At 70.5% G+C, this 23,676-nt stretch carries 17 protein-coding genes and 4 pseudogenes; 9 read left to right on the forward strand and 12 right to left on the reverse strand.

Features of this window, described 5'->3' with window-relative positions; translation table 11 throughout:
* Positions 1–104 precede the first annotated feature (104 nt).
* From AB0J08_RS02770 to AB0J08_RS02795, 6 genes and pseudogenes are all read right to left on the reverse strand, one after another.
* Positions 105–434: pseudogene (locus tag AB0J08_RS02770) on the reverse strand (metalloregulator ArsR/SmtB family transcription factor); the annotation flags it as partial.
* Between the two features lie 45 nt (positions 435–479).
* Entirely contained in the window at positions 480–1,856 is a 1,377-nt protein-coding gene (locus AB0J08_RS02775; RefSeq protein WP_360625782.1) for a glycoside hydrolase family 43 protein, read from the reverse strand.
* Between the two features lie 89 nt (positions 1,857–1,945).
* Positions 1,946–3,514: an alpha-L-arabinofuranosidase B gene (locus AB0J08_RS02780; protein ID WP_360625785.1), complete on the reverse strand. Its 1,569-nt coding sequence runs from the start codon at positions 3,512–3,514 to the stop codon at positions 1,946–1,948.
* A gap of 124 nt (positions 3,515–3,638) precedes the next feature.
* Positions 3,639–5,066 carry a glycoside hydrolase family 43 protein gene (locus tag AB0J08_RS02785; RefSeq protein WP_360625788.1) on the reverse strand — a complete coding sequence of 476 codons (1,428 nt, stop codon included), beginning with the start codon at positions 5,064–5,066 and terminating at the stop codon, positions 3,639–3,641.
* Positions 5,067–5,742: 676 nt separating this feature from the next.
* Positions 5,743–6,657 (reverse strand): hypothetical protein, encoded by a 915-nt coding sequence (locus AB0J08_RS02790; RefSeq protein WP_360625791.1) that lies wholly within the window; start codon positions 6,655–6,657, stop codon positions 5,743–5,745.
* 71 nt (positions 6,658–6,728) lie between these two features.
* A complete protein-coding gene (locus AB0J08_RS02795; protein ID WP_360625794.1) occupies positions 6,729–8,636 on the reverse strand; it encodes a phosphatidylglycerol lysyltransferase domain-containing protein in 1,908 nt (635 codons plus the stop codon).
* Between the two features lie 242 nt (positions 8,637–8,878).
* Between AB0J08_RS02795 and AB0J08_RS02800 the strand changes: the two genes are divergently transcribed.
* From AB0J08_RS02800 to AB0J08_RS02820, 5 genes are all read left to right on the forward strand, one after another.
* Positions 8,879–10,090: a DUF418 domain-containing protein gene (locus tag AB0J08_RS02800; protein WP_360625797.1), complete on the forward strand. Its 1,212-nt coding sequence runs from the start codon at positions 8,879–8,881 to the stop codon at positions 10,088–10,090.
* Between the two features lie 47 nt (positions 10,091–10,137).
* Positions 10,138–10,431: a hypothetical protein gene (locus AB0J08_RS02805; RefSeq protein ID WP_360625800.1), complete on the forward strand. Its 294-nt coding sequence runs from the start codon at positions 10,138–10,140 to the stop codon at positions 10,429–10,431.
* A 351-nt stretch (positions 10,432–10,782) separates the two neighbouring features.
* On the forward strand, positions 10,783–11,775 hold the full coding sequence (locus tag AB0J08_RS02810; protein ID WP_360625803.1) for a LysR family transcriptional regulator: 993 nt from the start codon (positions 10,783–10,785) through the stop codon (positions 11,773–11,775).
* 703 nt (positions 11,776–12,478) lie between these two features.
* On the forward strand, positions 12,479–17,071 hold the full coding sequence (locus AB0J08_RS02815; protein ID WP_360625806.1) for an AMP-binding protein: 4,593 nt from the start codon (positions 12,479–12,481) through the stop codon (positions 17,069–17,071).
* 70 nt (positions 17,072–17,141) lie between these two features.
* Complete coding sequence (locus tag AB0J08_RS02820; protein WP_360625808.1) at positions 17,142–17,507, forward strand: hypothetical protein; 366 nt, start codon at positions 17,142–17,144, stop codon at positions 17,505–17,507.
* A gap of 196 nt (positions 17,508–17,703) precedes the next feature.
* Here AB0J08_RS02820 and AB0J08_RS02825 read toward each other — a convergent pair whose 3' ends face one another.
* Positions 17,704–17,892 (reverse strand): hypothetical protein, encoded by a 189-nt coding sequence (locus tag AB0J08_RS02825; protein WP_360625811.1) that lies wholly within the window; start codon positions 17,890–17,892, stop codon positions 17,704–17,706.
* 601 nt (positions 17,893–18,493) lie between these two features.
* Between AB0J08_RS02825 and AB0J08_RS02830 the strand changes: the two are divergent.
* Positions 18,494–18,826 (forward strand): annotated as a pseudogene (locus tag AB0J08_RS02830) (TerD family protein); the annotation flags it as partial.
* 76 nt (positions 18,827–18,902) lie between these two features.
* Positions 18,903–19,529 carry a TerD family protein gene (locus tag AB0J08_RS02835; protein ID WP_360625814.1) on the forward strand — a complete coding sequence of 209 codons (627 nt, stop codon included), beginning with the start codon at positions 18,903–18,905 and terminating at the stop codon, positions 19,527–19,529.
* A gap of 195 nt (positions 19,530–19,724) precedes the next feature.
* Here AB0J08_RS02835 and AB0J08_RS02840 read toward each other — a convergent pair whose 3' ends face one another.
* Together AB0J08_RS02840 and AB0J08_RS02845 are read right to left on the reverse strand one after the other, a co-directional pair.
* Positions 19,725–19,868 (reverse strand): hypothetical protein, encoded by a 144-nt coding sequence (locus AB0J08_RS02840; RefSeq protein WP_360626412.1) that lies wholly within the window; start codon positions 19,866–19,868, stop codon positions 19,725–19,727.
* Positions 19,869–20,083: 215 nt separating this feature from the next.
* Positions 20,084–20,333: pseudogene (locus AB0J08_RS02845) on the reverse strand (MarR family transcriptional regulator); the annotation flags it as partial.
* Positions 20,334–20,653: 320 nt separating this feature from the next.
* Between AB0J08_RS02845 and AB0J08_RS02850 the strand changes: the two are divergent.
* Entirely contained in the window at positions 20,654–21,235 is a 582-nt protein-coding gene (locus AB0J08_RS02850) for a PadR family transcriptional regulator (protein ID WP_360625817.1), read from the forward strand.
* A gap of 15 nt (positions 21,236–21,250) precedes the next feature.
* On the opposite strand, the gene AB0J08_RS02855 is transcribed toward AB0J08_RS02850, so the two are convergent.
* From AB0J08_RS02855 to AB0J08_RS02865, 3 genes and pseudogenes are all read right to left on the reverse strand, one after another.
* Positions 21,251–22,045 carry an SGNH/GDSL hydrolase family protein gene (locus AB0J08_RS02855; protein WP_360625820.1) on the reverse strand — a complete coding sequence of 265 codons (795 nt, stop codon included), beginning with the start codon at positions 22,043–22,045 and terminating at the stop codon, positions 21,251–21,253.
* Entirely contained in the window at positions 22,042–22,443 is a 402-nt protein-coding gene (locus tag AB0J08_RS02860; protein ID WP_360625823.1) for a nuclear transport factor 2 family protein, read from the reverse strand. Before AB0J08_RS02860 ends, AB0J08_RS02855 begins: the two co-directional genes overlap by 4 nt.
* 380 nt (positions 22,444–22,823) lie before the next feature.
* Positions 22,824–23,022, reverse strand: a pseudogene (locus tag AB0J08_RS02865) (carbohydrate ABC transporter permease); the annotation flags it as partial.
* A 232-nt stretch (positions 23,023–23,254) separates the two neighbouring features.
* Between AB0J08_RS02865 and AB0J08_RS02870 the strand changes: the two are divergent.
* Positions 23,255–23,653: a hypothetical protein gene (locus AB0J08_RS02870; RefSeq protein WP_360625826.1), complete on the forward strand. Its 399-nt coding sequence runs from the start codon at positions 23,255–23,257 to the stop codon at positions 23,651–23,653.
* Positions 23,654–23,676: the final 23 nt, after the last annotated feature.

Below are 23,676 nucleotides of genomic sequence, written 5' to 3' on the forward strand. Positions count from 1 at the left end.
CGGCCGAGAGGAACACCGTGAACACCGCATCCGAGCCGTCCGGCGCGGACACCCCGCCGCTGCCCGCGCGGGCGACCTTCAAGGCGCTGTACGGGATCCACTTATTAGGCGGATGGCGAATCAGTCGTTTCGCCGTCGCCGTGCAGGAAGCTCTCCAGGCTGGGGGTCAGGCCGGCCACCTGCCCGGGCGTGAGCCGGGACAGGACGTAATAGCCCTCACGGCGGCGCTCCAGCAGGCCCGCGTCCGCCAGCACCCGCAGGTGTTTGGACAGGGCGGCCTCGCTCACGCCGACGAGCGGGGCCAACTCCTGCGTGCTGCTGGGGCGTTCGGCGAGCAGCCGCAGAGCGCGCAGGCGGGTGTCGTCGGCGAGCGCGCGGAGTGTGCCGACGAGCCTGGTCGGCGGAATCCTCGGGCAGGCCTCCCGGACGATCGACATCCCCCGAACCACCAATCCGGCACTCGGAGCGGGCGCGTGGCCTCAGTACCAGACGGAGAACGTGGCGTCGGCTCGGCCGGTGACAGTGGAGATCGGGTCGATGCGCAGCCCGTAGTTGAAGTGCCGGATGTAGCGGTCGGGGTGGCTGTGGGAGCGGAACGACGACCAGGACGGGTCGGCGAGCCCGGCGGTCCGGTGGAAGGTGGCGTCCTGGGCGAATCTCGTGGTGCCGTCGTTGGCGTCCAGTCGCAGCTGGTAGTTGGAGTGCCGTAGATAGCGGGTCGGCTGCGTGAGGGACTGGAAGGAGATGCCGGAGGAGTCGGCCAGCCCTGGCACCAGCTTCCACTGCGAGTCGGTGTAGGGGTCGAACGGGTACGGGTCGATGCGGCCGAGGGAGTCGGCCTGCCGCCAGTATCTGTCCGGGTAGTTGTAAGACTTCAGCCGGTTCCAGGCAGGCCTTCCCCATGTGGCGACCAGGTTGTCGTACACCGTCTGGGGGATCGGCTTGATGTCGGCGTGCTTGGAGTTCAGCGGCTGGGTGTAGAGGCGCCGGTCGGTGGCGGTCCAGGTGCCGGTGGAGAGGTCGTTGGTCTGCCAGGTGTAGAAGAGCGCGTTGGCGTCGCCCCACAGGTACCAGGTGCCGGAGGCCTCGGCGAGGATCGGGCCCTCGATGCCTCCCTGGGGCGCCAGGCCCGAGGTGAACTGGGTGAAGCTGCCGGGAGCGAGGGAGGTGGACTTCGCACCCGTGAGGCTGTTGTGGCCTTTGTAGTACAGGTAGTTGACGCCGTTCACGTCCTTCGTCAGGGTGCCGTCGATGATGTCGTATCCGGGGTCGAAGAAGACCTGCGGCGACGTCACGGTCTGGAAGTCCGTGGTGTAGTTGACCATGATCACGTTGTGGCCGCTGCTGTTGACGGCCGAGTAGATGATGGCGTACTGGCCGCGGGAGGGGTCCCAGAAGGCGTCGGGCGCCCAGGTGTGGGTGGCCATGTCGTGCAGTTTCAGCAGGCGGTAGTTGTCGAAGGAGCGCAGGTCGGCGGAGTCCCAGACGTGGATGTACGGGCTCTTCTTGGTCCAGTCGGTGCCCTTCAGGTTGGTCGCCATGACGACGTAGGTGCCGTCCTGCTTGGGCAGGATGACGGGGTCACGCAGACCGCCGTCGCCCCCGGTCGGCGTCACGACGGGGTTGTTCTGGTTCAGCGGCATCCACTGCAGCCCGTCGGTACTGACGGCGAGGTGCAGGCCGTAGTCCGTGCCGAGGTTTCTCGGCGACTGGGTGAAGTAGGCCATGACGAACGGGGAGGTCGTCGCGGCGCTCGCGGACCGGCTGCCGAGGGTCAGCACGCCGGTGGTGGCCAGCGGAACGGCCGCGGCCATGCCGAGGAAGAGCCGGCGCGACGGGAGGGGTGGTGCGCTCATCTGGTGCCTCCGGGGCGTAGGAAGGTGCGGGCGGATGGAGAACCCGTGGGCGGCCCCGACCCGGAGCCGCCCACGGGTTCGGTCCCTCGTCAGCTCCAGGGAGCCGCGGTGAGCCAACTGGTGTCCTGGGCCCACGACTTGGTGTTGTCCCAGGCGTTGGTGCCGCCGTTTCCGGCGATGTAGGCCGTGTAGCCGTAGTGGCGGATGTACTTGGCCGGGGAGTTGGAGGACTGGAAGGAGGTGCCAACGCCGCTGTTGCCCGCGGTGGGGCAGAAGGTGGCGTCCTTCGCGAACGAGCTGCCGCCGCTGTCCGTGTTCAGGTAGAGCTGGTAGTTGGAGTGGCGCAGGAACTGGCCGGGCTTGTCGGCGGACTCGAAGGACAGGCAGGAGGTGTTGGCCAGTCCGGCGCGGACGATCCAGGTGGCATTGGCCTTGTCGGTGGCCGAGCTGGCGGAGTTGATGCCGGAGATGACGACCTTGGTGTCGGCGCTGTTGTGGCGCAGGTAGTGGGAGGTGCAGCAGGGCGCGGTGGTGGCCTGCAGGGAGATCCGGGAGCCGGGGGTGAGGGCTCCGGTGCTGGTCGAGCCGCTGGTGTAGCCGGCGGCGGTGATGTTGGCCTGGACGGCGTTCTCGGTGGCGTCCGAGGGGTAGCCCTGGGTCATGACGCCTTCGTAGAAGGTGCCTTGGCCGGTGTTGCTGTTGTCGCCGCCGATGCCGAGGATGATCGCGCCCTGCTTCTTCATCGGGTTGTAGCCGGTGGCGTTGGGGCGCACGCCGTCGTAGAAGGTGGACAGGCCGCCCGACTGGGCGTTGCCGCCGCGGATGGCCCAGCGGTTCGGGCCGCCCTTGACGATGGCGGTCGTGAACCGGTGGTTGATGGTCGGGTCGCCCGCGTTCACGCCGCGGTTGACCCCGGAGAACAGTCCGTTCTCCAGGTCGGCCATGATCCAGGGGCCGGTGCCGCTACCGGAGCCCCAGCCTGTGCTGTTGCCGAAGTAGATGGCCTCCATGGTGCCGTTGCCGTCGTCGTTGCCGGTCGTCTCGGCGTTTCCGTAGTCGAAGCAGCAGCCGGCGTTGTAGTGCGTGCCGTCGAAGATGGCGTACATGCCCTCGGGCTGGTCACCGGTGGCGATGCCGTTGGTGTTGTTGTTCCGGTAGCCGGTCCCGGGGGCCACGTAGACGCCGTACGCCTTGTGGCCGCCGACCGTGACCGGCGCCTCGAAGGCGTTGGCCAGGTTGTCGTTCCCGTTCTCGGCCGGACCGGGCCAGTGGCCCTTGAGCGCCTGGGTGAGGTTGTTGCCCTTGGGCGACTGGTCGTAGATGACGGTGACGACACAGCTGGTGTTCACGCAGAAGGAGTCCTGCTGCGCGGCGTCGGCGTATCCGCCCGCGCTCAGCAGGCCGATGTCCTTGGTCGCGTTGTCGGAAGCACGCTTGACCTGGTAGAGCGGGCCGTTGTACGCCCCGTACAGGGCGCGGGTGGTGCTGTGCGCGGCGACACAGGGGGTGCTGCCCGCGGCGTAGATGTCGCACGGTCCCTGGGTGGCGGCCTGCGAGGTGGTGGCTGTGGCGGTGAGCAGGCCGGCGGCGAGCGCGGCGGTGGCACCGGCCGCGAGCAGCGCGCGCCTGGCACTGCGTATCCACGGTCGCTTGATCACGAAGGACTCCTTCATCAGGCGGGGGCATGAGGGTGAGCGGACACATCCATGCTGTTCGGCCGTGCGGACGTGGCGGGTTGGGGTGACGTATCCGCGCCGGCGCCGGCACTTCCGGCGATGCGGTTCAGCTGGTCACGCGGAAGGTGGCGTCAGCGCGGCCGGTCGTGGTGGTGATCGGGTCGAGCTTCAACTCGTAGGCGTAGTGCCGGATGTAGCGGTCAGGGTGGTTGTAGGACTGGAACGACGACCAGGTGGGGTCGGCGAGGCCGGCGACCTTGTTGAAGGTGGCGTCCGCGGCGAACTGGGCGCTGCCGTCGTTGCGGACGAGCTGGAAGTCGTAGTTCGCGTGGCGCAGGAAGTAGCCGGGGAAGTTCACCGACTCGAAGGAGACCGTTCCGGTGCCCGCAAGACCCGGCCGCAGCCGGAACCGGGAATCGTCCAGCGGGCTGACGTTCGCGTCGATCCGCACGTCGAAGTTGCTCTGACGGACGTACCGGTCCTGGAAGTTGAAGGACTGGAGCCGCTGGGCCGGGGTGTTGGGCCAGCGGGAGAGCACCCGGCTCTCCTCGGCCGCCGTCAGGGTCGTGATGGCACCGTGCCGCTTGGCGGTGCCGCCCATGTCGTAGCTGGTCGTCGGCTGGAGCCGGTAGGTGCTGACGTCGAACGGGTTGGTCGTCAGGATCGGCCGGTACTCGCGGACGCCCTGGGGGTTGTTGTAGTCGATGTAGAGGGCCCACTCCTTGCGGTCCCTGAACTTCATCCAGACCGGGCCTTCGACCACGTTGCCGGTGAGACCGATGCTGGAGAGGTTGCCGAGGTTGGTCCACGTCCCCAGGATCGAGTTGCTGCCCTCGACGTTGTTCTGGCCGTCGCCGGAGACCCTCAGGTAACGGTAGGGGCCGGTGCCGGCGGGCACCTCGGTCATCTGGGTGTCGACGACCGGCGTGGTGCCGGGCGGGTCGATCCAGATCTGCGGGGTGGTGATGGTGCGGAAGTCCGTGGTGCGGGCGGAGTAGATGCGGTACTTGAAGATGCCGTTCACCGTGGCGTTCGTCGCCCAGTACAGGACGTAGTCGTTGGTCTCGGGGTTCCAGATCGCCTCCGGCGCCCACGCGTTGTGCCCGCCGGGGATCAGCCCGGCGGCGCCGAGCAGCCACGGATTCGACCACGTCACCAGGTCCGTCGACTCCCACACCACGAAGTTGGGGCTGCCGTTCTGGTACGTCGAGCCGCAGCGGATGCACAGGTCGGTCGCGACGATCCAGTACTTGCTGCCGTCGGGAGAGCGCACCAGTGCGGGGTCGCGCACCCCCTTCGTGCCGATCATGGAGTTGAGGACCGGTGCCCCGCCGTTGAGGTCGTTCCAGTGCAGGCCGTCCGTGCTGTGCGCGAGGTACAGCATCTGACCGGTCGCGGAATCGCCGGTGAAGTGCACCATCAGATAGCCGGGATCGGCGGCGGCCGCCCACTGGGCCGTGGACAGGGCTTGGCCTGTGAGGAGGAGGCAGACGGCGAGCAGTATCACCGACAGCCGGGCGCGAAGCGCGGACATGGACATCTCCTGATCGTTCTGTGCATGCACCAGGGCGAAGGGAGGAACTGGGGTGGCGGACGGGCTCGGTCTCGGTGCGGCGGGACACGGTCAGTCCTGCACAACCCAGAAGGGACAAGGCCACCCGACTGACCTGCCCCTTTCCGAGTGCGGCACGTGTCGGCGTGGTGACGGCGGGAGTGCGCAGCCCGGCTTCGTGAGCGGTCGGGCGGCGCCCCTTCCAGGTGGCTCGTGTGAACCGGAGGTGACACCGCTGTTTCGCTCCGGATGAGAGTGTTAACGCTCACAATTGACTCGACAAGAGGAAGCGCTCGCCGTTGCCAAATCGTGATCCACTCGACCTTGCCCAACCATCCACAGCAGCAGCGCCGTTGAGGGCAGGACGCCTCAACCGCCGTCCACTTGCTCAGGACCTTCGTGGTCGGCGGCCACCGAACCGATCACCGACGCGTCGCCCCTGCACCTCGACTGAGACAACAGCCCACCCCGGCCAAGCGGTCGGCCGGCCGGCTGGCCGGCTCCGGAATCTCGCCAACGAATGAAGACTGGCTATGGATCACTTTCGCGCCAGAGCCACGGAGCGCCACTGGGACCGCGATCACGAACGGTAGTACCTGACGATCTCTTCCAAGACCTCGGACTCCACCCGCCGCGCGGTCGGCGACGTGGATTCCGCTCAGACCCCGACCGGCTCCCGGTCGTGGGGAGCCGCTTCGGCGGCTCCCTCCTCCTGGCCGAAGTGGGCAACCGCGACGGCCGCGGCGACGGCGATGACGAAGCCGCCGACGGCGAGCCAGCCCAGTCCGCTGCGGGAGGCATCGCCGAGCCACAGCACGCCGGCCGCGCCGGGGACGACGGTCTCACCGATCACCAGGGCGGCGGTGGCGCCGTTGACCGAGCCGATCTGCAGGGCCACGGTGTGCACGTACATCCCGCCGATGCCGCCGATGAGCACGGCGTACAGGGCCGGGTCGGTGAGCATGCGGCCCAGGTCGAGCGTGTCGACGCCGTTCAGGACGCGCACGCCGATGCCGAGCGCGCCGAACCCGAGGCCGGAGAGCAGGCCCGCGACGATCGCGCCGCGCGAGCCCATCCGGCGCACCAGCAGGCTCCCGCCGACGATCACCACGCTGGTGGCGATCAGCAGCCACCAGTGGAAGGCCGGCCCGGCGTGGTGGCCGCCCTGCGGTCCGGAGGCCACGGCGAGCAGGACCAGGGCCGCGCAGAGCACGGCGATCGAGGCCCATTCGGGACGTCGCAGGCGAGTGCCGAGCAGCCTGATGGAGAGCACGGCGGTGACGACCAGGTTGGCGCTGATGACGGTCTGGGAGAGGAAGAGCGGCAGCATCCGGGCGGCCAGCGCGCCGAGTGCGAAGCCGACGACGTCTAGGGCGGTGCCCAGGATGAACTCCCAGGTGCGCGCCGCGCGGCCGGTGGAGGACAGGGTGGGGCCGCCGTGTTCGGTGAGCTGTGCTGCGTCGGCTCCGGCGGCGGCCTCGCGGGCGGCGCGACGGGAACCGACCGCCTGGAGGACGGAGCCGGTGCCGTAACAGGCGGACGCGGCAGCGGCGACGAGAAGTCCGGCTATCACCAGGGACTCCCTTCGTTGGAGGGGTGGGACGGGGCCGGTCGGCCGGGTTCCGGGCGCCGACCGGCAGGTGGCTACGGCCGACCGGCGGGTTGGCCGGCTCCCGGCGGGCAGTCAGAGTTGGGGCGTCGCGTTGCTTCGACGCCGGTCGGAAGCACCCCCGGACGCGGCGCCGCGGGCCTCGGCGTTCCCGACTTCTCACGGAGTCGGGAGCGCCGGGGCCCCGGCAGTGCGGGCGCTGTCAGGAAGCCCTCGGCGCGGGCGCTGGCGATGCCGATCCGCGGGATCTCGCTGCTCTTCTCGAACAGCAGGTAGCGCGGCTCCCAGATCGGCCGGTACTTGGCGTTCGCCCGGTACAGCGACTCGATCTGCCACCAGCGCGAGAAGAAGCCCAGAACCGAGCGCCACAGCCGCAGCACCGGCCCGGCGCCCAGGCGCGAACCACGCTCGAACACCGAGCGGAACATCGCGAAGTTCAGCGAGACCCGCTTGAGCCCCACCTCCTCGGCACGCTGCAGCAACTCGATCACCATGAACTCCATCAGGCCGTTCTCGGTGTCCCTCGCCCGGCGCATCAGGTCCAGCGAGAGCCCGTCCGGACCCCACGGGACGAAGCTCAGCAGCGCCTGGAGCTCGCTCCCGCCGTCGTGGCACTCCAGCATCACGCAGCGCCCGTCGCCCGGGTCCCCGAGCCGGCCCAGCGCCATCGAGAAGCCGCGCTCGGTCGCCCCGTCGCGCCACTCGTCGGCCTTGGCCACCAGCCGCGCCATCTCCTCCTCGGAGATGTCCTCGTGACGGCGGATACGCACCGTGTACCCGGCCCGCTTGACCCGGTTGTACGCCTGCCGCACCACCCGCATCGCGCGGCCGTCCAACGAGAATTCGTCCAACTCGACGATCGCCTCGTCACCCAGCTCCAACGCGTCCAGACCGTGCCGGGCATAGATCACCCCGGCCTCCTCCGACGCCCCCATCACCGCCGGCACCCACGCGTGCTCTCGAGCCTCCGACAGCCACGCCTCGATCGCACCCGGCCACGCCTCCGGATCCCCGATCGGGTCGCCCGAGGCCAGCGAGACCCCGCCGACCACCCGGTACGTCACCGCCGCCTTCCCGCTCGGGGAGAAGATGACCGCCTTGTCGCGACGCAGCGCGAAGTAGCCCAGCGAGTCCCGCTCGCCCTGCTTGTCCAGCAGGCCGCGCAGCTTCGCCTCGTCCTCGTCGCTGAGCAGTACCTCCCCACGCGGGCTGCGGAAGGCCACGTACACCACGGCGAGGAACAGCACCGCGCCCATCACGTTGATCGCAGCGTCCGACCAGGCGGGAAGGGAGATCACGTCGACCGCGTGCGAGGAGGGCTCGACGGTGACCATGCCGGCGACCGCGTAGCCGAAGCGGTCGGCGAAGCCGGCACCGCTCAACTCGTTGGTGACCTGGACCAGCAGCGCGCCGATCGTGCCGCCCGCGAGCAGTCCGCCGCCGAACGCCGCCACGGCCGCCCTCGGGTTGGAGCGGTCGCCCTTGGCGGTGAACTCCCGGCGGCCGATCAGCAGGGCCAGGAAGAACGCGCCGGTCAGGGCCGTGGACAGGTAGTTGAAGGCGTGGGCCCCGAACCGCTCGCCCGGCAGCGCCAGACCGGCGGCGTACAGCAGCAGGAACAGGCCGGACAGCCCGGTGTTGAAGATCCACGCGGCCCGCTTGCGGCGGCGCATCGCCACCGCGAGCAGCAGCGAGAGCACCGCCGACGTCAGCCCGGCGGTCATCAGGTAGGGGGTGAAGTACTCGCCGTCGTTGTGCGCCTCCACCTGGTCGCGGAAGGGCGCGGCAAGCACTGCCACCAGGTTGAGCAGCGCGACCAGCCGCAGGTACCAGACCGTCGAGGCGGCGGCGCGCTGCCGCAGCCTGCCGGTGGGCCGGGCGGTTCGGGAGAGTGGGTTCGCAGACACGTTCCCACCCTGTAGGCGGGCCGTTCCCGATCCCATCCGGCGGGAAGCCGGGGGTACCCCGCCGGATGGCCGCCGCTTCTCCGCTGGTCGGCGGGAGCAGCGGCGGCCGTCCCCGGCGGCCGCCCAGGTGGCTGGTTACCGGGAGGTCTTCCGTGGCCGTGGTGCCGCCGGGCGATGCTGCGGCAGGCGTTCGGCGGGGGCGGTCCGGCCGACCGGCGGGGGCGGCCCGGAAGCCCGCCGGATGGTTCGCACGGCCGCGGACGGCGAGATTGGCGCCCATGACACCCACGGATCCCACGCAGACGTCACCACCGTCGAACGCCCCTGCCGGGCCCGACCCCGCTGCGTCGGCGAAGCCCGCGTCCACCGCGCGGCTGGTCGGCGTGGACCTGGCCCGCGCCCTGGCCGTGTTCGGCATGTACGTCGTGCACATCGGCCCGCCGCTGGACGCCACGACCGGAGTCGGCACCTGGGTCCGGTTCCTGGCGGACGGCCACTCGTCGGTCCTGTTCGCCACCCTCGCCGGGTTCTCGCTGATGCTGATCGCCGGTCGCCGGGTGCCGAAGACTGGACTGGCCGGCCGGCAGGCGAAGATCCGGATCGCGATCCGCGCCGTCATCCTGCTGGCGCTGGGCAGCGTGCTGGCGATCGAGCACGGCGACGTCATCATCCTCGGCTTCTACGGCGTCTACTTCCTCCTCGCCCTGCCGCTGCTACGGCTGTCCGCCAGGACACTGGCGATCACCGCGGCAGGGCTCGCGCTCGTCACGCCGCAGCTGGCGTTCGTCCTGAAAGCGTCGATGGGCGAGTCCGTCCAGAGCATCAACGCCCACGACCCGCTCAAGGCGCTCAACAACGTGGGCGTGATGGATCTGCTGCTCACGGGCCTCTACCCGGCCATCACGTGGATGCCGTTCGTGATCGCCGGCATGGCGCTGGCCCGCCTCGACCTGTCCGCCGTCGCCGTTCAGCGCCGCCTGACCGCGCTCGGTGCCACTCTCACCGTGGCCGCCTACGGCATCTCCATGCTGCTGGCGGGCACGAGCGCGGTGTTCGCGACGACGGGAGGGGCGTCCAGCGGCTCCGAGGCGGGGACCAGCGGCAGCGGGTCCGGCAAGCAGCTCGTGTCCTCGGCCTCGGACCTGCTGGGCGCCGGGCCGCACACTGGCACCACGTTCGACATCCTGGGCAGCGTGGGTGTCGCGATCCTCGTGATCGTGGGCACGACGGTACTGATCGATCGCCTACCGCGCCTGCGCCGTCTGGCGAAGCCGGTCATCGCCGTGGGGACCATGTCTCTGACGGCGTATGTGGGCCACTTCCTCGCACAGTCCGCGTGGCCCACCTCCGCCGCCGGTGCTGCGAAGTCCTGGATGCCTGTGCTCACGTACATCCTGGTGGCGATCGTCTTCGCCGCGGTCTGGTCCCGCTTCTTCCGCCGCGGCCCACTGGAGTACCTGCTCAACACTGCCACCAGGCTGGCGAAGTAGGGGCGGCGGGCAAGGCGGGTGGCGAACGGCCGGAGCGCGTCCGCGTCGTGCCCAGCGTCGGGGGCACCGCCCGCAGGAGCCGCAAGACCGGACTGGCACGACGGCGGTCGGCAGCGCAAAGCACGCAGCCGGCCGCCGTCGATGACGGGCAGGCGACCGGCTACGACGCGCTCGCCTACTGCGCCAAGGCCGCCGACGACCAGTGCTCCGGGCGCTACCTCAGCGACAACAACGCCGACCGCGCGTACCGCTGCCAGGCCCAACCCGCGCCCGACCCCGCCACGTGCCGGCGCCTCGACGACCACGCCGGCCCGTCCGCCACCACCGCCAAGAAGTCCTGAGGGTCTGCCCCGATGTTCCGTCGTCCCGCCCGACCCAACCGGGAACCACCCGAACACGGACGCGCCGCACCCGAATGTCCGCACCGGCCCCGTCGCCCCAGCTGGCCTATTTACTCTGCGAACGACCCCGGCATTCCTGACGCCGCACCGATTCCGATTCTATTTCACCATCGGCGACGCGGTCGACGCTAATTTACTGACGCAGTCGAGTACGGGGAGGTCACCCCGGCGTAGGCGTCCTCCACGTTTCCGCCGCGATCATCTCCATCAACGCCCCTGGTGGCCGCCATGTCCGCCCAGAGCATGACCGATGGGCCATTGGCTCTTGAAATAACGGGATAGGTTTGCGCCATGGAACTGGAGTTTCGTCATCTGAGGATAATCCGGGCCATCGCAGACACCGAAAGCGTGACCAAAGCAGCGGATCGTTTGGGACTTGCCCAATCAGCGCTTTCCACCCAGCTGAAGAGAATCGAGGCCGCGGTCGGCGGGCGCCTCTTCGAGCGGGGCCGGAAAGGCGTTCAACCGACCCCGCTGGGCGTCATGGTCCTGGAACGGAGCCGCGTGCTGCTGCTGGCGATGCGCCAACTCCAGGAGGACGCGCTGCGCTTCGCGAACACGGTGGGCGAGGACGGCGCACTACGCCTGGGGACGACGCCCGGCCCCTTCCTCGGCCCATTGATGGAAGGGCTCGATGCGGCACGGCCCGGCCTGGCGACAAGCACCCAATCCTCGACTTCGGTCGAGGAGTTGGCGGATCGGATCGTGGGCGGGCGACTGGACCTCGCGCTCACCGGGTGCTGCGGGCACGGGAAGGCGATGGACGACGAACGCCTGGCATGGCGGGAGATCGCCGTCGACCCGGTGTTCGTCCTGCTCGCCGAGGACCATCCGCTGGCGCGGGAGCGGGAGTTGCAGCTCGGGCAACTCGTGGACGAGCGCTGGGCGCTGCCGTCCGGCGAGAGCTGCTGCCGCGAATGCCTCGCCGCCGCCTGCGTGCGCGCGGGCTTCCTGCCCCGATCGGTCTACGAAACCGATGCCGCGTCAAGCCTCTACCTCGTCCGATCAAAGAGAGCCGCAGCTCTGTGCAGGGCGTCCTTCCTTCTGCCGCCCGGACTGGAACTGATTCCCCTGGCAGCCTCCGAGTTGAGCTGGCGCCACCTCCTCCTCTGGCATGCGCCCACCCTGGCACGCGGACTCACGGACATGCTGCTCCGTCACGCCATGGCGGTGCACGCCGAAGCCGTGGCTCACAGCCCGGTGTATACGGCATGGCTGCGACAACAGGAGGAAGTGACCGCGCGACATGGAGGACACCGCACTCCTCCACCGTCGGAGCGATGACCTCCCCTGGGCCGGACGGGCCCCGATCCGCTCGACATCCATCCGGGTCCACCGCTCTGAACGACCCCACGTCCCCCGTGTTACGGCCACGTACATCACGTCGAAGCGGGAGCCCCTTGGCATGTCCCCAACCATCTCCGTCCCGGGCTAGGGTTCCGGCAACCCCCCACACACCAATGAGACCCCAATGCTCCGATACCACAAGGTAGTTGCCGCTTGCGCCCTGGCCGTGGCCGCCCTGGCCGCCGCCGTCGCACCCCAGCCGGTGCGGTGTCCCTGTCCGGGCTCCAGGGCACGGTCGGCAGCACCGCTCGCACGCGCCATGCGCAGCCGGCGCGCTCGGTGTGTAGCGCACGTCCTCGGCGAAGGCGCTGAGCGCGGACCGGAGTTATTGCCCAGTTCATCATCCTACGTGTCTATGCGATTACCCCCTGGCAACGCCTCAGGTCAGGACTACCTGGTTGCGTTAACTGGCGGCAGCAGGGATCAGCCAGAGCAACGCCGTCCGGGCATGCCGTTGAGTTGCGACCTCTCCACACCGGAGGGATGTGGCGCGAAGCAACGTCCATGGAAGCCAGGCGCTTAACGGGATCGCCTGCATTTCAGAAAGAGGTCGGTGATGACGATCAACCCATCCGTCGCGGCTCATCCTCTGCGACATCGACTGCGGGAGTGGAACGCCGCCTGGAAACGCGGGGAGGTCATGGGAGAGCGTGTCGCGCGAGAGCTGGACTTCGGATCGCTGCTGGACCTGCTGCCCGCCGATCCCGGCGCGTGCGCCGTCGCGGCGCCGTCCGCGCGCGGGCGCAGCCCACTGTCCTACGCGCGGCTGCACGACTTCCTGGGCGGCGGCGGGCCGTTCGACGACCTCGGGCTGCGCCCGGGGGATCGGTGCGCGATCGCGATCCCTGAAGGTCCCGAACTCGCGGTGTGCCTGCTCGCGGTCAGCAAGCGCTGCGCCGCCGTGCCGATGAACCCGTGGAACCCCGAAGGGGAGGTCGCCACGGACCTGGCCGAGACGGCGGCGAAGGCGTTGATCGTTCCGGTCGGCACGGACTTCGACCACCTGCGGCGCGCGGCGCGGACGGCCGGGGTGAGCGTCGTGGATCTGTGCCCCGACCCGTCGGCGGCCGGACTGTTCGCCCTGGCGGTCGACGGCCGGGCCGCTGCGGCGGCGGACCTGCCCGCCGCCGCCCGGCATGCCAGGCGGCGGGCCAACGGTCCGGACGACGTCGCGCTGGATCTGTTCACCTCCGGCACCTCCGGCCGCAAGAAGCGGGTGCCGATCCTGCTGCGCGACCTGGTCGTCGGCGCGTCCTGCATCGCCGCCGCGCTGGAACTGGGCCCTGAGGACCGCGGGTTCAACATGATGCCGCTGTTCCACGCCGGCGGCATCGTGCGGAACCTGTTCGCCCCCTTGCTCGCGGGCAGCTCCATGGTCTACTCCGACGGGTTCGACCCTGCGGCGTTCTGGGACGAACTCGTCGGCGGCGGGGGCTTCACCTGGTACTACGCCTCGCCCACCATGCACGACGGCATCCTGCGCGAGGGCCAGGCGCGGACGGCCACGGCACGGCTGCGATTCGTCTGCAACGCCGCCGGCGACCTGCTACCCTCCACGGCCGCGCGGCTGCGCGAGCGCTTCCAGGCCGCCGTCCTGCCCGGCTACGGCATGACCGAGTGCATGCCGATCGCGATCCCGCCGCTGGACTACCGGCTGGAACGCCAGGGCGCGAGCGGCCTGGTCCTGGGCCCCCGGGTGCTGATCCTCGACGAGTGGGGGAACCAGGCCCCGACCGGTGTCGACGGCCGGATCATGATCAGCGGCGTCCCGCTCGCGCGCATCGTCCAGGACGAGCCCGGGCCGGGCGAGCCGCCGGTCCCGGCGGGCTGGTTCGACACCGGCGACATCGGCCGGTTCGATGAGGACGGATACCTTTATATAGTCGCCCGCGCCAAGGACGTCATCAAACGCGGCGGAGAGACGATCGCGCCGGCCGAGATCGAGGATGTCGTGGTGGCGCACCCGGACGTGCGCGCCGCGCTGGCCTTCGCGGTCCCGCACCCGGTGCTGGGGGAGGTAGCCGGCTGCGTGGTCGTGCCGGACGCCGACCGGCGGGTCGACCTGGACGGCTTGGCCCCAATCCTGTCGGCGAACCTGGCCCCGGCAAAGTGGCCGATGCTCCTGGTCTACATGGACGACCTGCCCAAGGGCCCGACCGGGAAGGTCCTGCGCCTCCGGCTCGCCAGCCGGCTCGGGATCGACCAGGTCGACGAACGGACGCCCGCGCGCCGACGCCTCCACGAAGCCATCTGCCCGCCGGTCGGCGCCCCGCTCACCGGCTCGATCCCGGCCGAGCCGGTCGTCATCGAGCCGGATGAGCTCGTCGCCGCGATCCGCTCGTCCTGGCCGGCCGCGACGGACGTGTACGTCAGCTGCGATCCGGACTCCGGCGTGCTGCGCGCCGCAGTCGAAATAGCCGGGGCGGTCGGATGTCCCGGAAAAGCCGTCCCCGACGGCGACGCCCTCCGGGAAACGCTGCGGAGCGTCGTCCACGACTATCTGCTGCCACGCGCGGTGACAGTGCTCGAAGCGTTCCCCCGGCTGGCCGACGGCGAGCCGGACCGCGAGCAGCTTCAGGCCCTGACCGCCACCAACCACCGTCCCGAGGCCGGGGCGGGTGACGAGATCGAGGCGCACCTGCTCGAACAGTGGCGGACGCACCTCGGCGCGGACCGCGAGATCGACCTCGACAGCGACTTCTTCGACGACCTGGGCGGGGCCTCGCTCACCGCCGTGCAGATCATCGCCGAGCTCCGCACCCACTACGGCATAGCGCTGCCGCCGACCGCCGTCTTCCGCAACCGGAGTGTGCGGGCCCTGGCGGCACTTGTCCGAGCCGGGGTCGCGGACCTCGGGGCCGAAACCGACGGCGCCAGCGGGCCGGCAGCGCCGCTGCCCTGCGGACCGGCGCCGAAGCCGCAGACGGCGGTGGCGGCGCTGCTCACCCAGCTGGCGCCGCTGGCGCTGTTGCCGACGGCTTTGCAGATGGGACAGTTCGCGGCCTGGATCATGTTCTGGTGGTACCTGCGCGGCGACCTCGGACTCAACGGCCTGTGGGTGATGTTCGCGGCCCTCGGGGCCGCCGTCGCAGCCCGCAAGCTGGTCGCCCCGATCGTGGCGATCGGCCTCAAGTGGGTCCTGGTGGGTCGCTACCGCCAGGGTGCCGCGCCGCTGTGGGGCCAGGCCTACCTGCGCTGGTGGCTCGCGCACCAGATCCAGAGCACCGTCGGACTGGGCGTGTTCGGGCTCTCTTACCCGCTGACCGCGCTGTACTACCGGCTGATGGGGGCCCGGGTCGGGCGCCGGACGCGGATCGCGGAGACCGCGGACCTCGGCGAGTTCGACCTGCTCACGATCGGCGACGACGCGGTCGTCGACGAGGGCGCGATCATCCGCCCCTTCAGTTTCGAGGGCGGGGCCATGAGCCTGCGGCCGATCCGCCTGGGCGCCGGCTGCTCGATCGGCACCCGCTCCACGGTGGTCCCCGGCGCGGACGTCCCGGCGGGCACCGAGCTCGCGCCGCTGGGCACCTCGACGAACCCGCGCTCACTCAATCAGGGCACCCGGGCGCTGTCCCGCGCGCTGGTCTACTCCCCGCCGTCCTGGCTCAAGGGCCTGGGCATGCTCATCAAGGGCGCCGTGACGGTCGGGGCCTGGGTCCCGATGATCATGCTCATCCACGCGCTCATGTCCACCATGATCACGCGCGGCGTCCACGTGCACGGCCCGGTGGACCTGCTCGTGCGGATGATGTCCCCGCAGTACCTCCTGCGGTCCGTCACCGTACTGGCCGTCTCGACCGTGACCGCACCGTTCCTGTACCTGGCCGGCGTCATCGTCGTGAAGTGGACCGTGATCGGCCGCTTCCGGGCCGACGACGACATCACGAAGGCGTGGCCGAAGTTCGAGCGCTGGCTGATGTGGAAACTGCTCCCGGACGGCAGCCTCGGCGGCGCCGGCCGGATCCTCGGCGCGAACTTCGCGGCGATCAGCGTCGTCTTCCGGCTGCTCGGCGCCAAGGTCGGCAAGCGCATCTACTGGCCCGGCTCCGGCCACATCATGACCGAGTACGACCTGTTCGAATGCGGCGACGACGTGACGTTCGGCTCCCGCTCGACCTACCTCATGACGGACGCGCACGGCTCGCGCCCGATCCGGATCGAGGCGGGCGCCAACGTCGCCGACCGCTGCGTCCTGGCCCCCGGCGTGGTCGTGGAGCGCAACGCGGTCCTTGGCTCCGGGACCTACGCCCCGGCCGGGTTCACCGCCCCGGCCGGCTCCACCTGGATCGGCCAGGACGGCCGCCTGCAGCCGATCGAGCTCGAACCGGCGACGCCGCGCCGGGCCGAGGCCGACACGCTGCGCCCGTACGCCCAGGCCATGTACCACCACCAGGCCCCGTACCGGGTCTTGCCGCTGGCCGCCCACATCGGGTTCAACCTCGCCAACGCCGTCTGGGCGGCGCTGTACCGGGCGGCCCCGCTGATCGGCGCGCTGCTGATCACCTGGGAGCTGCTTCTGGTCTCCCACGGCAGCCTGCACAACACCGCAGTCCTGCTGGCCCTGACGCTGCTGCTGTACATCCCGCTGCACCTGGTCAGCGCCCTCGGCGCTACGGCCGTCGTGGTGGCCACGAAGCGCGGGATCATCGGCGGCCTGCGGACCAGCGGCGAGCACTTCTGGACACAGGACTCGTACTGCCAGCGCTGGAAGATCCACACCGTGATCTCCTCGCTGACCGGCAACTGGTTCAGCGGACGCGACCTGCTGGACTTCCTCGGAGGCTCCGCCTACATAGTCTGGTTCTTCCGCTGCCTGGGAGCCCGGATCGGGCGCGGCGTGTGCCTGTACCCCAACAGCGCCGACCCGATGTTGGAGGAGGCCGACCTCACCACGATCGGCGACGGCGCCTGCATCGACCAGGCCGTCCTGATAGCCCACCTCAACACCCGCGGCGAGTGGACGATGGGCACGATCGAGATCGGCGCGGGCGCCTGCCTGCGGGCTCAGTCCCGGGTCATGATGATGGGCTCGGTCGCCGAGGGTGCCACCCTGCTCGAGGGCACGCTGCTGCTCGCGGGTGACGCGGCCATGCCCTTCTCGGTCTGGGACGGGTGGCCCGGCCAGGCGATCACCGGCGGCGCACTCGAGCGCCGGGTGGGTACGGCCAGCGTCGGCGCCAGCACTGGCACCGTGGACGCGGATATGGCAGGCGAGCACCACTTCGCTTGATACCGGCAGATCCCAGGACAGGACGAGTCCTGCCCCGGGATGAGCGGGAAGACGGGCGCGGCGGCGGCCTGTGTTGCAGTGCTACTGCAACACAGGCCGCTATTTCACTCGACTATGCGCAAGGACCGCTTCCAGCGAGCGGGGGTCTACCCCGAACACCGCGAGCCGCAATAGACCCGCGGACGAGGCAGGGGTCGAGCGGGCAGACCTCCTGGCCCGTCGCAGAACCCCGCTTCCCCTCCCGCCACTTACCGGCATCCACGGCTGCCGGCTCCTCCACAGCGAGTACGACGACCTCGACTACGAGAACGACACCGCCGCTGACGCCGAGGACTGGACCGACGAACAGGCCGAACAGCACCAGCAGCGAAGCCGCGAGCGCTTCGCCCAGCTGGTCCGCGAAACCGCCGCCGCCAACAGCGACCGGCTCATCTGACCGCCTGCCCCCACCAGCCGAATCGGCCGCTGACACTCATCGATCGGCCGGATCTCCCTTGTGCCCCGACCAAGGGAGATCCGCAGGTCACAGCCCCTTTTCGCGAGTATGTGGTCGCACGGTGATCGCCCCGCGCAGGCACACTGAGAGAAGGACGACTCGCGCGCGATCCTTCGAGGCGATCACCATGCGCTGCTCACCGAATCCCTCCGGCGACCGGGACCGGGGACGCGTCTACCGGCGCTGCGGCTGCCGCGAAGAGCAGCACGATGTTGACCGCGAAGGTGACGTACTCGATCCCGTGCGACGGCCACCAGCCGAGGCCCGCGCCGAGCAGGAGCACCACGCTCGGCAGCGCGCCGACCGCGAGCGGCCACTCGTCCACAACGGTGCGACTGCGGCCCGTGCACCGATCCGCCGCTGGGCGCGGGTCGCGATCAGGTGCGCGTAGCCGTGGGCGGCTGCGGTGACCACGGCGGTGATCAGCAACCACGTCGCGTCGTACCGCCGGTCGTCGGGCACCTCCTTGCTCAGGGCCGCGGTCATCGAACTCCCGAGAACCGCCCCGTAGACCCCATCGACCACCACGTGGGGCCGCGCCAGGAAGCGTTGGAGCGGCGGCCGGTCGTAGGCGGCGCTGAGTGGTCTGCCACGTGGTCAGTCCTCACGATCCCGGGTCGGCGGTCAACTCGGTGAGGGCTAGATCGTCTGCCAGGACCCACCCGCTACGGCGCGCCGCGCAGCGAACACCGCCGGGGCATCCGGACAGCCGACGGCCGACGGTGGCGAACCGCGATCGCCCGCCCCCCCGGTGACGAGGACGAACCGGCTGCAGCCGGTTCCCGGCCCCTGCTTTCGGCCAGGTCCCACCGCCGACCGGCGGGGCCCTCCCGGCCGGTTGCGGGATTCCGACCGGACCGGCCGGATCGGCAGGCTGTCAGTGACAGCGGAGCCACGGACGGCCGTGCAGGAACGGAGGATGGTCGATGAGTGTGAGGCTGGCGAAGGGCGGCAACCTCTCCCTGACCGAGGCGGCCTCCGAGCTGGGCACCGTCACGGTCGGGGTCGGCTGGACCGCCACGGCCCCCGGTGTGGAACTCGACGCCAGTGCGCTGCTGTGCGACGCGTCCGGGCGAGTGCTCTCCGAAAAGCACTTCGTCTTCTTCAACAACCTGCGCACCCCGGACGGTTCGGTACGCCATCTCGGTGCCGAACCGGCGGACGCCACCACCGAGGACCGGGAACGGATCGAGGCCGACCTGGCCGCCGTACCGCCCGCCGTGCAGCGCATAGTGTTCGCCGTCGCGATCTACGACGCCCGCTGGCGCCGCCATTCCTTCGCGCTGGTCCCGAGCGCCCACATCCGCCTCGTCGACCCCGGTCACCGCCACCGAAGTGGTCCGGTACGACCTCACCGGCAGCGAGGCGGAGACGGCCATGCTCTTCGGCGAGCTGTACCGGCACGGCGGCGGCTGGAAGTTCCGCGCCGTCGGCCAGGGTTACGCCTCCGGGCTGGCCGGGATCGCCACCGACTTCGGCGTGGACGTGCTAGAGCCCTCGGCGCCACCGCCCGCACCAGCACCGCCGCCAGTGCCGGCCGTTCCTGCCACAGCCATCGTCATCACCAAGGAAACACCAGGGAGTTCACTCATGACCTGCTTCTTCGACCCCTCGCACGGCGCCGGCACCACCACCGTCCTGTGGTCCCCGCAGTGGGGGGTGCCCCGCCAGATCCACACCTGCGGCGGATGCGCCCACCGCATCAGCACCACCCAGCCGCCGTTCTACACCCCACCGCAGACCGACGGGTACCCGCAGCCAGTACAGCCGGGCTACCCGCAGCAGGCCTACCACCAGGACGCCCACCCGCAGCAGGGCTATCCCCAGGCCCCCGGACAGGAACGGCCGGAGGGAGGCCGCCGCTTCGGCGCCGGCGCGATGCTCGGCGCGGGCGCCGCCGGCCTGGTGGGCGGCGCCCTGCTCGGCGGGGCGTTCAGCGACGACGGCCACTACGACGAGTGAGGACTCCGGCGCCCGGACGGAAGCAACGGCCTGCTCCTGGCAGCCAGGCCGACCAACCTGACGCCACCACCGAACCGACCGCCGCGGATCAGGGCACCTGCGGACCGCTCCGATTCGCTGTACGTCACAGCGCCGAGACAGGACAGGTGAACACCGCAGCGCCGCGGTGGGCTTGTGGCCGGCAACGGGTGAGATTCAGCCGTTGCCGGCCTCGGCCGGGCGGTAGAGACCGATCCAGATCATGGTGCCGGGTTTGCCGGGCAGTTGCCGGTAGACCTCCGTGAGGCTGGACGGCGTCCGGGACCGGTGGCCGTCCCGGTAGACCGCGGCGTCGAGCACCGAACGTTCGATCGGGATCGACGACGGCTCGTCGTGGTGGTCGGGCCGGGGGGCATCGAGTGCTCGGGCGCCGGGTGGGGGTGCCGTTGCCGGTCGGGTCGGTCGGTCGGTCGGGTGAACGGACGCCTGCTCGCCCGGGTCGAGCGTGCACGCCAGTCGGACATGGAAGGAACCTCCACTGGAGAGTATCCGGCGCTGTTCTCGGTGTTCCGTGCGGATGGAGCGAGAGGTGCGTCGAGCAGGGTCCTCAGCTCCTCGGTGAACGCGCGCGTCTGCGGGGCGTCGAGGCCTCCGATCTGCTCCAGCAGCTGCTGGAGCAGATCCTGGACCACCTAAATGGCCTGGCGCGTTACGGCCTGGCCCTGTTCGGTATAGGGAGAGCTGTACGGCGCGGGGGTCGCGGGTGTGCTCGACCAGGCCGGCCGACTCCAGGGTGCGTGCCAGCCTCGAGACATACAGGGCCTCCTGCATGGGGTCTCACCCAACGATTCGCGGCCTTCGGCGCCACCGCCGTCGCCGCTACTCTCCTCGCGGGCCCGTCCGCCCACGTCTCCGCGGCTCCCGCCTCCGCTGCCACCGTGAGCGCGATCGGCAGCGTCTGCTACTCAGCACCGTCCTCACCGACACGCGACACCCTGGCCCTCATCGACCAGGCCGCCCCGTTCTCGTACAACCAGGACGGTGTTCCCGCTCCAGGAGCATGCCGGGATTCGTCTCAGAGATACGTGCCTTGTTGATTAATCGCATTGGTCGCCGATCTGCGGGACGCTCGCTAGGCTGGCGGCATGGCCCTGCGCAACGCGATCATGTCGACCCTCCTGGAGGGCGAAGCGTCCGGCTACGACCTGACGAAGGCGTTCGACGCGTCGGTGGCGAACTTCTGGATGGCCACACCGCAGCAGCTCTACCGGGAACTGGACCGGATGAAGGCCGAGGGGCTGATCAGCGCCCGGGTCGTCGAGCAGGAGCGGCGGCCGAACAAGCGGCTGTTCTCGCTCACCGAGGCGGGCCGCACCGCCCTGCGGTCGTTCACGGCCTCGCCGCCGCGGCCGTCCGCGATCCGGGACGAGCTGCTCGTCCAGGTGCAGGCCGTGGACGCGGGCGACCCGGACGCCGTGCGCGCGGCGCTGCTCGAACGTCTCACGTGGGCGCAGGCCAAGATTGCCCGCTACGAACGCCTGCGGGCGCGGCTGCTGGACGGGCGTTTCGAGGACGAGTACCTCGCCACGGCCGAGCGGATCGGGCCGTATCTGACGCTGATGCGCGGACTGTCGTTCGAGCTCGAGAACCAGCGCTGGTGCGAGCAGGCACTCGCGGTCCTGGAGCGGCGCGCAGCCGCGCCGGCCCCCGTGCGGGGGCCGGCCTGAAGGCTTCCCGACCGGTCAGCGGACCGGGCGGGAAGCCTCGACGGGCCGCAGTTCCGGGCGCTTCGCGACCCGCCCGTCGCCGGAGGAGCGGCCGCGCAGTCGGCGCAGCAGCCACGGTCCGAGGAAGGTGCCAATCCAGGCGGCCTCCTGGGCAACCCACTGCCGGACCCCCACCGCCGGGAGCGGCGGCAGCGGGTCGGCCCACCCGCTGTCGCTGCCGGGCAGCGCGAGCGCGTCGGCCGCCGCGGCGGCGATCCCGGCGTGGCCGAGCGGGCTGGCATGCAGCCGGTCCGCGCTCCACATGCGCGGATCGGTCGTCACCCGGTGCGGGAAGAAGTCGACGACCACGACGCCGCGGTGGTCGGCCGTGGCCCGGATGCGTGCGTTGAGGTCCAGGACCCGAGGCCGCAGCCCGCGCGCCGGCGGAGCGATCCGGCCGATGTCGGGGAAGGTGAAAGTGAGCACCCGTGCCCCGGTGGCCGTGAAGGCCGCGAACATCGCGTCCAGTTCCGCCACGACCGCGCCCGCGTCGAAGCGCGGCCGCATCAGGTCGTTCATCCCGGCGACCACGGTGACCAGGTCCGGCCGCAGCGCGAGGGCGGGGGCGAGCTGTTCAGCCCGCACCTGGCCGGCGAGTCGGCCGCGGACGGCGAGATTGGCGTAGAGCAGGCCGGGTGCCTGCCCCGAGATCGTCTCGGCCAGTCGGTCCGCCCAGCCGCGCCATCCGGCCGTCTCGTCACCGTCACCCAGGCCCTCGGTCTGGCTGTCGCCGACCGCGACGTACCGGCGCAAGCCCGTCGTCGCGCTCATGCCTCGGACGCGCCCAGCGCTTCGGCGGTGATTCGCTCGAACTGTGCGCCCATCGCGGCGGCGAGTGCCTGCGCGCCGGAGAGCGGGCGAACCATCACCGTCAACTCGTCGATCAGGCCGTCCTCGTCGAAGTGGAGGAAGTCACAGCCGTGCACCTCGCGGCCGTCGACGGCGGCCTTGAAGACGAAGGCTCGGTCGCGGCCGTCCGCGCCGTTGATCTCGCGGACGTAGCGAAAGTCCTCGAAGACCCGTCCGACACCGCGCAGGATCGCGGCGGTCATGGCCTTGCCCAGGTAGGGCTTGAAGGCGACGGGGCTGGTGAAGACGACGTCCTCGGCCAGGAGGGCCTCGATGGCGTCGTGGTCGCCGGCCTCGACGACTACGCGGAAGGGGTGCACGGTGGGCTCCATAGTCAACAAATTGAATAGCTGCTGCGCGCGAGCCTAATCGCGCGATCCGGGCGATGTCGAGGATGCACCGAACCTCGGCGGTCGCGAGGACGCCAGGGCGTTCCGGGCGCGACCCTGGTCTCCGACGAAAGCCGCTGGGTTACCGGCCGGAACATCGAGGACGGACTGCCAGGACCTGTAGCGGGAGTCGTCGGCCGACCCTGTGGCCGACGGTACGGGGCTCGCACCCAGGGCACACGGGGCAGCGATCCCACGGGAGCGGTCCCCTCCCTTCCGGAACGGCCCCTCACCCCGGCTGCTATGCGCCCTACCGGTCGCTGATGCGGCGGCCGACCGCGCTTCCCGAAGCGGACCGTCGCCGACGGCCGCTAGTTGCCGACGGCGGTGAGGCCGCCGATCAACTGGCGGCGGCCGAGGACGTAGAGGGCGAGGATCGGGAGGTGGACAGGATCGCGGCGGCGAGGATGGCGGGGACGTTGATGGTGAACTCGCGCTGGAAGCTCCACACGAACAGGGGCAGGACACGTTGTCGGGACTCTGGGTCAGGATCAGCGGGAAGAGGAAGCCCCCCGCCTCCTCCGCGAAGCTCAGCCGCCCACCGCGACCGGCTCATCTGACCAACCTGCGTCGGCCGCTGAAGCCAGCCGACGATCAGCTGCCTGCGGGCCCTTGTCACTGATCAAGGGAGACCCGCAGGCCATGGGCCAAATTCGGGGGCCGGTGGTCGCACGGTGGGCCGCGCCGCGGACACACACTGGAGGTGGGGACGACTCGCGCACGATCATTCGAGGCGATCACCATGCGCTGCTCACCGAATCCCGGCAGAGACCCAGGACGCGTCTACCGGCGCTGCGGCTGCCGTGACGACCACCGCCAGCTCGGCACCCAATGCCCCCGTCTCGCCACCGACCCCCGCCACGGCGGCTGGGCCTTCGCCGTCGACGCCCCCACCGGCGACGGCCACCGCCGCACCATCCGCCGCGCAGGCTTCCCCGACGAGATCGAGGCCCACACCGCACTGCGGCGCTTCAACGAGGACCTGGCCCTCTGCGTCATCACCGACCCGCGGCAGCGCACCGCCGACTACCTTCGGGACTGGCTCGCCGAGCGGGAGCTCCACCTCAAGCCCACCACCATGGCCCGCTACCGCGCCTACGTCGAACAGGACCTCATCCCCGCCCTCGGCCAGATCCCCTGATCGACCTCACCCGCCAGCACCTC

Source organism: Kitasatospora sp. NPDC050463, assembly GCF_040655255.1.
GTDB lineage: Bacteria > Actinomycetota > Actinomycetes > Streptomycetales > Streptomycetaceae > Kitasatospora.